This window comes from Sporosarcina koreensis (genome assembly GCF_000826145.2).
In the GTDB taxonomy this organism is placed as follows: Bacteria; Bacillota; Bacilli; order Bacillales_A; family Planococcaceae; genus Sporosarcina; species Sporosarcina trichiuri.
On the sequence record NZ_LN651333.1, the window covers coordinates 36,821 to 50,620 of the forward strand.

Annotated in this window: 13 protein-coding genes and 1 pseudogene; 4 read left to right on the top strand and 10 right to left on the bottom strand. The window is 57.4% G+C overall.

Annotation, left to right across the window (positions count from 1 at the left end):
- Positions 1-18: 18 nt before the first annotated feature.
- Together BN1190_RS00190 and BN1190_RS14780 are read right to left on the bottom strand one after the other, a co-directional pair.
- Positions 19-720: an SDR family oxidoreductase gene (locus tag BN1190_RS00190; RefSeq protein ID WP_040285020.1), complete on the bottom strand. Its 702-nt coding sequence runs from the start codon at positions 718-720 to the stop codon at positions 19-21.
- 84 nt (positions 721-804) lie between these two features.
- A complete protein-coding gene (locus BN1190_RS14780; RefSeq protein ID WP_144036057.1) occupies positions 805-1,041 on the bottom strand; it encodes a hypothetical protein in 237 nt (78 codons plus the stop codon).
- Positions 1,042-1,534: 493 nt separating this feature from the next.
- On the opposite strand from BN1190_RS14780, the gene BN1190_RS00195 reads away from it, so the two are divergent.
- Both BN1190_RS00195 and BN1190_RS15155 read left to right on the top strand, forming a co-directional pair.
- Positions 1,535-2,767, top strand: coding sequence for an MFS transporter (locus BN1190_RS00195; RefSeq protein WP_040285021.1), 1,233 nt, complete (start codon positions 1,535-1,537; stop codon positions 2,765-2,767).
- A 595-nt stretch (positions 2,768-3,362) separates the two neighbouring features.
- Positions 3,363-4,313 (top strand): annotated as a pseudogene (locus BN1190_RS15155) (Na+/H+ antiporter NhaC family protein).
- Positions 4,314-4,358: 45 nt separating this feature from the next.
- Here the strand turns inward: BN1190_RS15155 and speB are convergent.
- Genes speB through metK form a run of 5 tightly spaced genes read right to left on the bottom strand, consistent with a single transcriptional unit; the run spans position 4,359 to position 9,168 of the window.
- On the bottom strand, positions 4,359-5,219 hold the full coding sequence (gene speB, locus BN1190_RS00205; protein ID WP_040285022.1) for an agmatinase: 861 nt from the start codon (positions 5,217-5,219) through the stop codon (positions 4,359-4,361).
- The gene (gene speE, locus BN1190_RS00210) at positions 5,209-6,063 is read right to left on the bottom strand and encodes a polyamine aminopropyltransferase (protein WP_040285023.1); all 855 of its coding nucleotides are present in this window, start codon (positions 6,061-6,063) and stop codon (positions 5,209-5,211) included. Before speE ends, speB begins: the two co-directional genes overlap by 11 nt.
- On the bottom strand, positions 6,060-6,494 hold the full coding sequence (speD, locus tag BN1190_RS00215; RefSeq protein ID WP_179860721.1) for an adenosylmethionine decarboxylase: 435 nt from the start codon (positions 6,492-6,494) through the stop codon (positions 6,060-6,062). The genes speE and speD overlap by 4 nt, the downstream gene beginning before the upstream one ends.
- The gene (locus tag BN1190_RS00220; RefSeq protein ID WP_052461604.1) at positions 6,491-7,987 is read right to left on the bottom strand and encodes an aminotransferase class I/II-fold pyridoxal phosphate-dependent enzyme; all 1,497 of its coding nucleotides are present in this window, start codon (positions 7,985-7,987) and stop codon (positions 6,491-6,493) included. The genes speD and BN1190_RS00220 overlap by 4 nt, the downstream gene beginning before the upstream one ends.
- Complete coding sequence (gene metK / locus BN1190_RS00225; protein WP_040285024.1) at positions 7,987-9,168, bottom strand: methionine adenosyltransferase; 1,182 nt, start codon at positions 9,166-9,168, stop codon at positions 7,987-7,989. The genes BN1190_RS00220 and metK overlap by 1 nt, the downstream gene beginning before the upstream one ends.
- Before the next feature lie 428 nt (positions 9,169-9,596).
- On the opposite strand from metK, the gene BN1190_RS00230 reads away from it, so the two are divergent.
- Positions 9,597-10,037: a hypothetical protein gene (locus tag BN1190_RS00230; RefSeq protein WP_040285025.1), complete on the top strand. Its 441-nt coding sequence runs from the start codon at positions 9,597-9,599 to the stop codon at positions 10,035-10,037.
- Here BN1190_RS00230 and BN1190_RS00235 read toward each other — a convergent pair.
- The 3 genes from BN1190_RS00235 to BN1190_RS00245 all read right to left on the bottom strand — a co-directional run bounded on the left by BN1190_RS00235 (position 10,027) and on the right by BN1190_RS00245 (position 12,001).
- Positions 10,027-10,470: a small multi-drug export protein gene (locus tag BN1190_RS00235; protein WP_040285026.1), complete on the bottom strand. Its 444-nt coding sequence runs from the start codon at positions 10,468-10,470 to the stop codon at positions 10,027-10,029. The genes BN1190_RS00230 and BN1190_RS00235 overlap by 11 nt on opposite strands.
- A 73-nt stretch (positions 10,471-10,543) precedes the next feature.
- Positions 10,544-11,455, bottom strand: a complete 912-nt coding sequence (locus BN1190_RS00240; protein WP_040285027.1) for an acetamidase/formamidase family protein — start codon at positions 11,453-11,455, stop codon at positions 10,544-10,546.
- 105 nt (positions 11,456-11,560) lie between these two features.
- Complete coding sequence (locus tag BN1190_RS00245) at positions 11,561-12,001, bottom strand: OsmC family protein (RefSeq protein ID WP_040285028.1); 441 nt, start codon at positions 11,999-12,001, stop codon at positions 11,561-11,563.
- 143 nt (positions 12,002-12,144) lie between these two features.
- Here BN1190_RS00245 and BN1190_RS00250 point away from each other — a divergent pair, with 143 nt between their 5' ends.
- Positions 12,145-13,770: an ABC1 kinase family protein gene (locus BN1190_RS00250; protein WP_040285029.1), complete on the top strand. Its 1,626-nt coding sequence runs from the start codon at positions 12,145-12,147 to the stop codon at positions 13,768-13,770.
- The last annotated feature ends 30 nt before the right edge of the window (positions 13,771-13,800 follow it).

Here is a 13,800-nt window from a genome sequence, read left to right on the forward strand (position 1 = left end):
GTGATGGATCGGGCGCCGTCAGACGGGCCGAATCGTGATTTCATTCACATTGACATAATCGGGCTGTGTGACGGCGTACACGACCGCCTTTGCAATATCCGCGGTCTGCAGCTTCTTCCGCTCGCCCCAGTCGTATTGCTCACCGAGCCGTGTGTCGACCATACCCGGCGAGATGTTGGTGACACGGACGCCGGTTTTCGCGAGCTCCTTCTCCAGTCCCATCGAGATGGCCCGCACAGCGAACTTCGTCGCGCTGTACACGGTGCTCGTCTTGGTCACTTCGGTTCCGGATACGGAGGCGATATTGATGATGTGGCCGCTGCCTTTTGCGAGCATCGCGGGCAGGACAGCATTGACGCCGTACAGCACGCCTTTGACATTGACGTCGATCATCTGCTCCCACTCGTCTGTTTTGCCCGAACGGACCGTGCCTTCGAGCACCTGGCCGGCATTGTTAACATAAAAGTCGACCCCTCCGAACCGGTCCGCCGCCTCGGCGGCAAGCGCTTCGACTTCGTCCCGGCTCGCGACATCCGTCTTCACGGCATGGACGGATCCGCCCGCTTGCACGAGCTGTTCAGCGATCGCCATCAATTTGTCCTCACTGCGCGCAGCGATCACGACGTTCGCCCCTTGTGCGGCGAGCTCCCGGGCAATCCCTTCACCAATCCCGCCGCTCGCCCCGGTGACGATGGCGGTCTTCCCTGTCAGTTGTTTCATGGAACTCCACTCCTTTCCGTCGTTGTGGAGAGTGTATCATAGTGCGGCGGATGACAGGGGCGCTCCTGCTTGCGGGGGGGGCATTCAGGACTGCGGCTGCCGGGCGGTATCGGACGTTTCGTGTGAAGTATCGGACATTTGGCTGGAGATATCGGACACTTCAGCGCCGTTATCGGACACTTCGCCGAATTTATCGGCATCCGGGCACAATTCAAGGGATGACTTGTGCTCGCCTGCGGCTCGTTTGCTGTGGGGTGCCCTTGCACGCGGCTGCCTGCAAAGGCCGAAGCGGCTCTCCCCCGACGCGCAGAAAACGGACAAGCCATCTGCTGCTGCCGGGCGGTATCAGACGTTTCGTGTGAAGTATCGGACATTTGGCTGGAGATATCGGACAAACGCGCATGGATATCGGACACTTCAGCGCCGTTATCGGACACTTCGCCGAATTTATCGGCATCCGGACACAATTTCCCGCGCTCGCTGGATGCCAGAAAACTCAAACTTACAGGAGTTCAAGAAAAAACAGTTGTGCTCCGGCAATCCGTCTGGTAGGATGAAAACAATTAAATTGCTCCTTTAAGACGGTCCAGAGAGGCCGGGAAGGGAATCGGACTGCGAGACAGGATCACCCTGTTCTCTATATTTTGCTGTAGTCTGCCCTGACCGTCCTCTGTCGACGGTCAGGGCTTTTTTTCGTGCACGTGCTGCACTCTTTTAACCCGCGTCCCGTGAGACGCAGAAAGAGGATGGCCATCGCAGGCAGCTGCGGTTCCATTCTTCTGGATATCCCCATAACAGGAAGGCGGAACCCCACATGAATTATCAAAAGAAAACAGTTGTCGCTTCAGTCGCCGGTCTCACCCTCGAAGGCATGGATATCATGTTCATCTCATTCGCGATGACGATGATCATCGCGGACTTCGGCATCGACTTCGCCACCGGCGGACTCATCTCCTCTGTCACCAATATCGGCATGCTGCTCGGCGGCGTCGTCTTCGGCATTCTGGCCGACAAATTCGGCCGTGTGAAAGTGTTCACGTACAGCATCCTGCTGTTCGCCCTCGGCACAGCACTGACCGGTCTCGCCACGAACATTGAACAGATCTACATCTACCGCTTCATCGCCGGGCTTGGCGCCGGTGGTGAGTATGGTATCGGCATGGCGCTCGTCGCGGAAGCATGGCCGAAGAACAAACAGGGCCGTGCGTCCTCCTATGTCAGCGTCGGCGCGCAATACGGCGTCATCCTGGCTGCTCTGCTGAGCGCACTCATTCTGCCGGCATTCGGCTGGCGTGCATTGTTCTTCGTCGGGATCATCCCGGTCATCTTCGCATTCTTCGTACGCCGCAACCTGAAGGAGTCGCCGGAATGGCTCGCCGCGCAGAAAATGAAAAAAGCGCAAACGAAAAAGGACGCAGGAAAATTGCGCCTGCTCGTCGCCTCTCCGCGGATCGCCTTTACCACCATCGCGCTCGCCGTCATGGCAACCGTACAGATCGCCGGCTACAACGGCCTCATGATCTGGCTGCCGTCCATGCTGCAGCAGTCGCAGGGTCTGTCCGTCTCCAGCTCCGCCATCTGGACGATCAGCACGGCCGTCGGAATGATCGCCGGCATGCTGACGTTCGGGCAGATCATGGATCGGCTTGGCGCGAAGAAGGCATACGGCATCTTCCTGCTCGCGTCTGCCGCTGCCGTCTTCCTGTACAGCTTCGCTGCCGGCGCAGCGGGTGTCCTGATCGGCGGTGCCATCGTCGGATTCTTCTCGAACGGCATGTTCGCAGGCTACGGGGCGCTCATCAGCAGCTTCTACCCTGTTGAAATCCGTACGACCGCAACAAACACGATTTTCAACTTCGGCCGGGCAGCAGGCGGATTGTCGCCGATCCTCGTCGGCTACATCCTTCAGCACTACAGCATGACTGTCGCAATGGTCTACCTGGCGATCCTGTTCCTTGTCTCATTCGGCTTCATGCTGACGTTGTCGCACAAAGCCAGCGCCAAATCACCGGTCGCCGCACCGGCTGCTGTTGCAGAAGTAAACTGAATCGAATTGTCAAAGACCGGCCTCTGCTGCCAAGGGGCCGGTCTTTTTTTGCGATGTCCTGTCAGAATACTTGTTTAAATCTGAGAGAATAGGGAAAATAATGAGAGTTTTTATAATATTGTCCTACAGACAGGGAGAAAGGCAGGAACTGCTATTGGGGATCTTATCAATCATTCCGCCAGTCATCGCCGTCACGCTGGCGTTCGTGACGCGCAATACGATTTTGGCATTGGCCGCCGCCTGTGTGATCGGGGTGCTGCTGAACGGGGACGGGCTACTCGGCTTTCCGGACCTCATGAAAACGTCGCTGGGCAACGAAGACTTTGCCTGGATTTTTTTGTTGGAGCTGTTCATCGGTGTTCTGATCGCGTTCTTCCAGCGCACTGGTGCCATCGACAGTTTCGCGAAACTTGCGGAACGCCGGAAGATGACGCGGAAGAAGGTGGAAATGAGTACGTGGGGAATGGGGATGTTCGTGTTCTTCAGCGACTCCTTCAGTCCTGTTTTTGTCGGTACGACTATGCGCAAGATCACGGATCGGGCCAGGATCTCGCGCGAAAAGCTTGCCTACATATGTGACTCGACGTCCGCTCCGATGGCCGTCATCGTCCCGTTCACCGGCTGGGCGGTTTTCATCGCCGGGCTCCTGATGAGCATGGGACCGATCGACAGTGAAGTCGCTGCGATGTCCGTCTTCACCAAGTCCATCCCGTTCAACTTCTATGCCATTCTCTCTATCCTCATGGTCGGACTCATCGCTTCCGGCATCCTGAAAGACTTCGGTCCGATGAAAACCGCAGAGGAGCGTGCCATGAAAGAAGGCAAAGTCATCCGCGACGGATCCAAGCCGATTGTTTCCAAAGAGTTGACAGATATCCGGCCGTTTTACAAAGATCGCACACTCAGCATTTTCTGGAACTTCTTCCTGCCCGTCATCATCATCGTCGGCATTGCGATGGGTACGTTCTTCGCCCTCGGCACGACAAAGACGATGGAAGCGTTCCTTGCTGCCATCGTCGTGCTCGGCTTCGTCATGCGGATCCAGGGCATCCCGACATCCGACATTATGGATACCGCCATCAGCGGCATCAAAGGGATCATGCCGGCTGTCATGATCCTCATCTTCGCCTACACCATCAACGCGCTGAGCGAGCAGATGGGCACAGCGGAATACCTGGTCAGCATTTCCGAATCGTGGCTGAGCCCGGGACTGCTGCCGGTGCTGACTTTCCTGCTGGCCGGTCTGATCTCATTCTCGACAGGGTCTTCTTGGGGAACGTACGACATCTGAATTCCGATCGCCGTCCCGGTCGCCATCCAGTTCGCGGGCGGCGACATCACGACACTCGTCCTTGCGACGGTCGCTGCTGTCGCAGGCGGTGGCGTCTTCGGAGACCATTGCTCGCCGCTGTCCGATACGACCATCCTGGCCTCCACAGGCGCGGCGGTCGATCACATCGACCACGTGCGGACGCAGATCCCATATTGCCTTGTTGTGGGCGGGATCGGCGCACTCATCTACCTGGGTATGGGCCTCTTTTTGTAAATGAAAACCCGCACACCGGAAGCCGGCTGTGCGGGTGTTTTTGTGTCAGTCACATAAGGTCAGGAGCATCTCGCGGATCGTCTTACAGGCAGCGGCCGTCGAAGCCCCCGACGGATCGTACTGCGGGGACAGCTCGACTACGTCTGCTGCGACAATGTTCGATAAGCCCTGCAGCTCGCCGATCGCCGTCAGCAGCTCACGGAATGTGATGCCGCCGGGTTCCGGCGTTCCGGTGCCCGGGAAGGTGCCCGGGTCGAGCACGTCGAGATCGATCGTCACATAGACCGGTTTGCCGCGCAGTTCATCGACCATCTCCGCAAGCGTATCTAGCGTGAACTTCTCGAGATGGGTGTGTTCCTTTGCCCACTCGAACTCGCTCTTCATGCCCGACCGGATGCCGAACTGGAAGATCCGGCCGTCGCCGAGGAAATCATGGCAGCGGCGGATGACAGAGGCGTGCGACAGCGGTTCGCCCATGTAGTCATCCCGCAGGTCGGTATGCGCGTCGATGTGGATGACGTGCAGATCCGGGTACCGCTCATACGCCGCCCGGATCGCCGGCAGGCTCACGAGATGCTCGCCGCCGATCATCAGGAACTTCTTGCCGTCCGCGAGCACGTCGCGGCTGTATTCTCCGATCGTCTTGAGTACGCGTTCCGTGTTGCCGAACGGCAGCTCGAGATCACCGCCGTCGAACACACGGACATTGTCGAGGTCTTTATCCAAATACGGCGAGTACGTCTCGAGCCCGTAGGAATCCGGACGGATCGCCTGCCCGGCGAACCGGGTGCCCGGCCGGAAACTGACCGTCCCGTCGAATGGCGAACCGAACAGTACGACGTCCGCCTCGGCATACGGCGTCTCGCAGCCGATGAAGGCATTCGTACACAGCTCTTTATTCGTCATGGTCGAGCGCCTCCCGCACATAACTCGGCAGGGCGAACGCACCGGAATGGAGGTCCGTATTGTAATACTTCGTCTTCAGTCCGAGTGCGTTCCAGGCGTCTTTCTCCGCATCCTTCAGCGGATCGAGCGCTTTCGATGCGAACCCGAACAGCCAGTGGCCAGATGGATAGGTCGGCATATGGTATTGATAGACACGGGCGACCGGGAAGATGTCTTTGATCTTCCTCCGGGCTTTCTTCATGTTGTCTGCGTACTCTGCGAAATACGGGGACTCATGCTGGTTGATGAGGATCCCTTTGTCGTTCAGCACCCGGTAGCATTCCTGGTAGAACGCCGTCGTGAAAAGCCCTTCACCGACCGATACGGGATCCGTCGAGTCGACGAGGATAAGATCGAATGACGCATCCGGCGCATTTTGGACATAGGCGAGCCCGTCGCCGAATGCGAGTTCCATGCGCGGATCCTCCTCCACACCGGCAGCCGTCACGGGCAGGTATTCTTGGCAGAGCCGGAAGACGCGCTCATCGATTTCCGCAAGTACGACCCGTTCGACCCCAGGGTAGCGGAGCACTTCACGTGCCGTTCCGCCATCCCCGCCGCCGATGACGAGGACATTCTTAATGGAGGGATTTGTCGCAAATGCCGGATGGACGATCATATCGTGATAGATGAATTCATCTTTTTCATTGACCATCATGAGACCGTCTAGTGTGAAAAAGGTGCCGAAATCGTCCCCTTCATAGAAGTCGATCTGCTGGAACGGCGATTTTTCACTGTGCAGCTGTTTGTGGTAGCCGATGGAGAACTTGCAGTCATCGCTCCACTGCTCGGTATACCAGTTCATCCGTTGACACCCGCCAACGCCGGCTTCACAGTGACTTCCTCGATATCCCGCTCTGCGAACTGCTTGATTTTCTCGACCATCCCCCGCGGCACTTCGAATGATTCCGTCTTCGTCGCCTGCAGTTTCTGTTCCAGGTATTCCGCCGCTTTCCACGGGCTCACGGAGTCGCCGCATGTATAGACATCAACCGATGCAAAGCCGTATTCCGGCCATGTGTGGATTGTCAGGTGGGATTCCGCGATGATGACTGCGCCTGAGACACCGTATGGATTGAAGTGATGGAACACTGACTCCACGATTGTCGCACCGGAGTAATCCGCCGCTTCCTTCATGAACTGCTCAATCACTTTGTTATTCTCGATAATTTCACTCGGGCATCCATAATACTCGATCAATACGTGGCGGCCAAGCGCCGATAATTCCAAACTCATTGTTCGGTTCCCCCTTTAACGACAGTCACGCTGCCGGCTGTTTTCGCACCGGATAATACGGCACCCGTGGCTTGTTCGTAGTAGCTGTACTGCTGCATCACATCATGTGTGATCCGTTCTCCCGGGATGACCAATGGGATCCCCGGCGGGTAGATCATCAGCGTATCGGCACTGATCCGGCCGACCGCTTCCTTTATATGAACTGTTTCGTGCTGTGCGTAGAAAGCATCCCGCGGGGACATCGCAAGGGCCGGTGCCGTTTCTGCAACCGTCCAGTCCGAGCGGAGCACATACTCCGTCCGGTCCTCGCGTTCAATCTCCTGCAGCGCCGCGACGAGACGGCTGATGGAAGCCTCGGTATCGGCAGCCGTGAGGACCGCCATGACCACATAGCCTTCCGCGAGCTCCATCTGTATGCCGTACCGTCGTTTCAATAGTGAGTAAACTTCAAAACCGGTAAGCCCGAGGCCGTTCACCCGGATGACGAGCTTCGTCCAGTCGTGGGACTGGCCGAACCGGCCTTCCGTGTCCGCGCAGCCGAGCACTTCATAACGGCCGCCCGCTTCGATCGCGTTCACTGCCGCTTCCGCAATCGGCTGAAGCCGGTGGAATTGTCCGCTGCCGTGCAGCGCCAGTTCCCTTCTGGCTGCGTCAAGTGAACTCATGAGCAGATAGCTCGCACTCGTCGACTGCAGCATGCCGGTCACTTTCTGCACCCGCTCCGCCGGGATGCGCGCACCCTGCTGCAGCAGCAGCGAGCTCTGTGTCAGCGACCCGCCTGTTTTGTGCATGCTGGCAGTCACCAGATCGGCTCCTGCTTCGATCGGATCCATCAGACCGTCCACGAAACGCAGATGCGCTCCATGTGCCGCGTCGACCAGCACCGCAACGCCTGCCGCATGGGCAAGCCGGCAGATCGCGGCCAAGTCCGTCATGGAGCCGAAGTACGTCGGGTAGGTGATCAGCAGTGCTGCCGCCTCCGGATTTCCGGCAAGCGCAGCGGCCACACTTTCAACAGAAACGCCATGTGAAATGCCGAAGTGTCTGTCCACTTCCGGCTGCATGAACACAGGGACAGCGCCGCTCAGGATGATGCCATCCATAACGGATTTGTGCGCGTTGCGCGGAACGATCAGCGTCTCGCCCGGCTTACAGGCAGCGAGGATCATTGCGTGGATTCCCGTTGTCGTACCGTTCACGAGGAAGAATGCATGGTCCGCACCAAATGCCTCCGCCGCGAGCTGCTGTGCGTCCCGGATCACAGATTTCGGATGGCTCAGCAAGTCGAGTTCCGGCATGGAGTTGACGTCGAGTTTCAGCGCCTGTTCCCCGATCGCCTGCCGGAACGGCGTGTCCTGCGCCCCCATCTTATGGCCGGGCACGTCATACGGCACAGCACCGGAGCGGGCATACGCCGTCAATGCCTCCAACAAGGGTGCGTCCTGCTGCGTGATACACGGCCGTCCCTTGACAGTCTCTTGGACGGATGTCATCAGCACCCGGCTCCGACTGCACCGAAGACCGATTGCATCAGTGCTTCCGCCTTGTCCTTACGCTCCCAAGGCAGATCGAGTTCCGTGCGTCCGAAATGGCCGTAAGCCGCCGTCGCCTGATAACGCGGTGTCCGGAGATCGAGCATGCTGATGATGCCTGCAGGCGTCAGATTGAAGACTTCCCGCACCGCACGCAGCAGTTCCGCATCCGGCGCTTTGCCTGTACCGAACGTATCGATTGCGATGCTGATCGGCTCACTCACGCCGATTGCATACGACAGCTGGATCTCACACTTGTTCGCAAGTCCTGCCGCTACGATATTTTTCGCGACATAGCGCGCCGCATAGGCCGCTGATCGGTCGACTTTCGTGCAGTCTTTCCCGGAGAATGCACCGCCGCCGTGGCGTGCTGCCCCGCCGTATGTGTCAACGATGATCTTGCGTCCTGTCAAGCCTGCATCCCCGTGAGGGCCTCCCGTGACAAACCGTCCTGTCGGATTGATGAGGACACGGTACTCACCACTCAAACCGAACTCAGCCACTGTCTGTCCGATGATCTCCTCTTTCACATAGGCTTCGAATGCTTCCTTGTCGAAGTCCCCGTCGTGCTGGATGGACATGAGGATCGTATGGATTTTCGGCGTTTCTTCCGCTGTGTAGTCAATCGTCACTTGGGATTTCATATCCGGACGCGCCCAGCGGAACTGGCCGTTCTTCCGGAGGACCGATGCTTTTCTGACGAGCGCATGCGCCAGTTCGATTGCAAGCGGCATACTGCTGTCCGTCTCGTCCGTAGCGAACCCGAACATGATGCCCTGGTCGCCCGCTCCGATTTCCTTCGTGTCGCTGGACGTGTCGACCCCCATCGCGATGTCCGGTGACTGCGTGTGCACGAGCACCTGCACATTGCATGAACTGCCGTCGATGCCGAGTTCGTCATTTGTATAACCGATGTCCAGCAGTGTGCGCCGGGCAATCCCTTCTATATCCAAAACGGCGTTCGTCGTGATTTCCCCGCCGACGATGACCGTGTTTGTCGTTGTGAACACTTCGCAGGCCACCCGTGAAAACGGATCTTGTGCAAGCGCCGCATCCAGTACCGCATCTGAGATCTGGTCTGCAATTTTGTCAGGATGCCCTTCCGACACCGACTCCGATGTAAATAAAATCTGTTCAGCCATTGTTATCCGCTCCTTACAAAAAATGTGTTTTGGAGCACAAAAAAAGCTCTCCCTACAACCTAAGGAAAGCTTCGATCTGCATCAGCTGCTTATCCTCTTATTGTTCACAGCCCTTTAACGGAACTGCGCTCAGGTTGGGCGCCCTGCCCGGCGTTTCCGGACAGATTTGCCACCGCATCGTCGACCCCTCGTCTCCGCGGCTACTAATAAGAATGACTTTATTTATGCTGAAAACAATGGTAAACGATTATTTTTTCAATGTCAATCGATTTACGAAATTAATTTCTCTCTTTTTCTTCAAATGGGTTTCTTACTGAAAACATTCACTCGCCTTTCACCCTGCATGGCTCGTATGGACATTGTCCTCCCTGATTGCTAGACTGGGAAAAGCGATTTGCAGACTATATGAAAAAGGGGATATTTCCGTTATGAAGCTCATTTTGATGATTTCCGCATTCCCGCTGACCATCGTGATTGTCGGGATTGCAGGAATCATTTTGTACAAAAAGACATTGCGCCAAAAAGGCTGGTTCAATGGCCTGGCGCTGCAATTCGAGTCCACCGGCTGCCCGCATAAGAAGACGATCCCTTATGCCGAAACATCCGGTCTGTCCTTCAAGCGGAGGGAACGCCGCACGGAGAAAACCGTGTTCAATAAGTACGAGGTCACGAAAGAAGTGACCTTTCGGCTCCGCTGCGAGGAGTGCGGGAAAAAGCGGAATTTCCATATGATCGAACCACCTGAAACGAAAGCGTATGAAAAACACCGGATGATCTATATTTTCGGTACGTTCGCCGCTATCTTCGTTATTTACGGTGTCCTCGTTGCACCGATTCTGACATTCATCACAAAAGTCTTCAATCTTTGACGAAAAAGGAAAATCCCATCGCTGTCGCGATTCCGAAAACAAGTGACCAGAACGCGATGCTGGCCGCCATCCAGAGAATCGTCTTCCGCTTGGACGCGCCGAACAGCAAGGCGAAAAAAGCCGCTATATGCGTACCGATCAGAATCGGCCCAGCGAGCGAAAGTCCTGCCACCCCGTATTTGTCCATGATCTTCCGGCCGCGCAGCTGCCGTTTGGATGGGCCGTCCCCTTCTTCCCCTTTCCGGCGTCTGTACCACTGTTCGATCCGCTGATACAGCAGGATCAGCAGCAGCACCGTGAGCAGGTTCCCTGCAAACGCGAGCAGAATCACCCAGAACGGCGACAAGCCACGGATGATGCCCGCCGGGATGACGATCGCAATCTCGAGCGCCGGCACCGCCGCACCGAGAAAGACCAGTATGTATTCGAGCATGACAGTTCCTCCTATCATTTTCTGCACAGAAACAGATGCCAGCCCGACCAGCGGCTCTGGCATCCTTCTTCAATCATTCCCCTGTAAACAGCACAGCCCCATACGTCTCCAGCACGTATCGCGGCACGAAGCAGCGGACAGTGACGAGCGGATCGACGACCTGGCTCACCTGCACCTGCCCGACTGCACTGAGCAGCATCGTCACATCGGCCAGACTCAAGCCTGTCCGGTCTGCAAGCAGATCCGCAGTCTCTTCCACGGCTGTCTTCACTGCCTCATCGAGTGTATTGGCGGAGACAAGATACGTAAAGCCGCTCTCGTTTTCAAGCAGCGGATGGCGGATCTCCGTCTGTTTCACGACATCTAGCGTAACCGTGGCGCGGCCCGGCACTTCAATGCCCGATACGCAGACTTCCCCGTCGCCCATCGCCGCATGGAAGTCGCCGAGTGCGAACAGCGCGCCTTGCGCGGAAACTGGAAAGTACAGGACTGCGCCTTCCGTGATCAGTTTCGTATCCATGTTGCCGCCGTGAGATCCCGGTGTTCCGCAGGAGACTGGATCACCTGCAGGCGCTACGCCGATCACACCGATCATCGGATTGAGCGGAAGCGACAGTTTGTCGTTGAATTTCGCCCGGTTGTTTTCGATCGGAATGATCTTCGATTCGAGTTCCGTCAGCCGATGGCCCATCACGCCGAGATCTGGACCAGTCGCCATGACACCCTGATTCCCGATCTCGAGCTTCTTGATGGTCACTTTCAGGACATCACCAGGTTCTGCGCCATTCACGTAGATAGGACCGGTCGCAGGATTGATGGCATCCCAGTCGATGCCGCTGATCTTCGTCTCCGGTGACTGCACCTGGTCTTTGAAGCAGTCATACGTTTCGATTTCAATGGTCGTGCCGGCGTCCACTTTTTTCACCGGCTGATGTTCGCTGCTGAACGCATAGATTACGTCTTTCTTCGACAGTGTCTCGCTCAATCTCCATCATCCTTCCATTTGGTTTTATCCATTCTAGCAAGTTGGTGCGCAAAATGCGAATCGCATGGAATTGAAGAAAAACAGCAGGGGGCCCCTGCTGCCGTGTTACTTGATATTGGGTTCCACTTCGACTTCGACGTTGCCTTTGATGGCTTTCGAAATCATGCAGTTCTTCTCCGCCTGCATGACGAGCACGTTCAGTTTCTCGTAATCGGATTCCGACGCGCCAGATTGCAGCGACACTTTCGGCCGATGCACGATTTTCTTATACGTATAGATGCCGCGTGTCACATCAACGGATCCGACCGACTCAAGCGACAGCTCCGCAAGCGGCAGATGGGTCCGCTCGATCATTGCAGCAAGCGTGATCAGGTAGCAGGTCGCTGCCGCCCCCAGCAGCATCTCGTCCGGATTGGTGCCGACGTTCGGCCCTTCCATCGCGGACGGGATCGAGATCTTCGTCTTCAAGTTGCCCGCTTCGATATAACCTGCACTGTTCCGGCCGCCGGGCCAGACAGCTGTCAGGTGAAATTCATGTTCTGCCATTTACAACCCCTCTTTCTGAATCATCGTCTGTTTCAGACCTGTCCGGTCACACCCCGTATGTACCCGCTGCGCGCGGTTTCTACTCATGCAGGAAGGGAATAGGGGACGTAGCATAATGAATATTTCTGAAGGAGGAACTGCCCATGAAAAACACTGCCTGGTACCGTATCATCCGCATCGTGACGATGGCTGTCACGTTCTTCATTCAGGTGAACCGGTTTCAGCGCCGCCACCGCGGCCGGTTCACGCCGGATGTGCAAGAGCAATGGGAACGGCTCGTCACGAAACAGGCCAGGGCCTATAAACGGACCGCGCTCGATCTCGGCGGTCTGATGATCAAACTCGGGCAGTTCCTCGCTGCGCGGGCGGACATCATGCCGCCTTCGTTCCTGGAAGAGTTGGAAGGGCTGACCGACCAGGTGACACCGGTCCCTTCCGAAGACGCCATGGCCCTGCTCGATGCGGAATGGGGACGCGATCACCGGGAGCTGTTGAGTGACGTCAGCAGCGCACCGGTCGCGTCTGCGTCGATCGGTGAAGTGTACAAGGCGAAGCTGCTGGACGGCAGTGAGGTCGCCATCAAAATCCAGCGGCCGAATATCGAGCGGATCCTCGCGGCCGATTTCAAAGCGGTCAAGATCGTCATCTGGCTCGCGAAACGGTTCACCGCATTCACGAAACAGATCGACTTCGACCTGCTGTATGTCGAAATGACCGACGTCATCGGTGCTGAGCTGAACTTCATCCAGGAGATGAAGAACGGCCGTATCTTCGCCGCGCGCTTCCCTGATATGGAAGGTGTCCGCTTCCCGGTGTACTTCGATGACTATACGACGCGCCGGGTGCTGGTCATGGAATGGATCGAAGGCGTGCGGATCACGGACACCGCCTATCTCGAGGAGCACGGCATCGACAGGCGGGAGCTCGCCGAGCGGCTGTTCCTGCTGTTCCTCGAACAGATCCTCGAAGGCGGCCAGTTCCACGCCGATCCGCACAGCGGCAACCTGATGGTGCAGGCAGACGGCACGCTCGTCCTGCTAGACTTCGGCATGGTCGTCACGATCTCGCCGGAGGAGGCCGATTCGATGTTCCTGATCATCGAAGGGGTCATCTTCAATCAGTACGACAGGGTGCTGGACGGGCTGGAGCAGCTCCATTTCCTGCTGCCGGATGCTGATCGGACCGTGTTGGCGGGCGCGATTGCACGTGTCATGAAAGCGTATGAATCGGATGAACTGAACGACATGAACGGTTTCGTCGTCGAACGGCTGCTCGAGGATCTGATGGGCATCGTACGGACGCAGCCCGTGCAGATGCCCGCCCAGTTCGCCTTCCTCGGCCGGGCGGTGTCCGTCTTCGTCGGCGTCCTGCACATCCTCGATCTCGACGTCGACCTGCTCGGCATCGGCAAGGAGCGCGTCGTCGAATGGGCGCGCCGCAAGTCGGGGTTCGGCGGCCCGGACGGCTTCGATTGGAAATCACTTCGTGCGGCAGGCTTGTCCGCTGCCGGGCAGCTGCGTGCGCTTCCCGGCAGGATCGACGCGTACCTGGACGAGCCCCGTCGCCTCCGGGAATACACCGAGCGCCGGGATGCCGTCCGGGCGAAGCAGGACGTCCGGCTGCAGAGCCGCGCATTCGCCGGTGTCTTCGGCGCCGTGTCCCTCGGGGCCGCATTTGTGGCCGTATTTACGGAACACCTGCCGCTGCTGCTGGCCTCGTGCGGCGTCCTGCTGCTGAGTCTGTGGGTATTCAACGTGAAAGGGAAATGACCGAGGGCAGTCCTATTATAGAACCCCCCT

Bases quoted from the DNA above. Each gene is read 5' to 3' on its own strand.
- BN1190_RS00190 (WP_040285020.1), bottom strand. From the start codon at position 720: ATGAAACAACTGACAGGGAAGACCGCCATCGTCACCGGGGCGAGCGGC.
- BN1190_RS00195 (WP_040285021.1), top strand. From the start codon at position 1,535: ATGAATTATCAAAAGAAAACAGTTGTCGCTTCAGTCGCCGGTCTCACC.
- speB (WP_040285022.1), bottom strand. From the start codon at position 5,219: ATGACGAATAAAGAGCTGTGTACGAATGCCTTCATCGGCTGCGAGACG.
- speE (WP_040285023.1), bottom strand. From the start codon at position 6,063: ATGAACTGGTATACCGAGCAGTGGAGCGATGACTGCAAGTTCTCCATC.
- speD (WP_179860721.1), bottom strand. From the start codon at position 6,494: ATGAGTTTGGAATTATCGGCGCTTGGCCGCCACGTATTGATCGAGTAT.
- BN1190_RS00220 (WP_052461604.1), bottom strand. From the start codon at position 7,987: ATGACATCCGTCCAAGAGACTGTCAAGGGACGGCCGTGTATCACGCAG.
- metK (WP_040285024.1), bottom strand. From the start codon at position 9,168: ATGGCTGAACAGATTTTATTTACATCGGAGTCGGTGTCGGAAGGGCAT.
- BN1190_RS00230 (WP_040285025.1), top strand. From the start codon at position 9,597: ATGAAGCTCATTTTGATGATTTCCGCATTCCCGCTGACCATCGTGATT.
- BN1190_RS00235 (WP_040285026.1), bottom strand. From the start codon at position 10,470: ATGCTCGAATACATACTGGTCTTTCTCGGTGCGGCGGTGCCGGCGCTC.
- BN1190_RS00245 (WP_040285028.1), bottom strand. From the start codon at position 12,001: ATGGCAGAACATGAATTTCACCTGACAGCTGTCTGGCCCGGCGGCCGG.
- BN1190_RS00250 (WP_040285029.1), top strand. From the start codon at position 12,145: ATGAAAAACACTGCCTGGTACCGTATCATCCGCATCGTGACGATGGCT.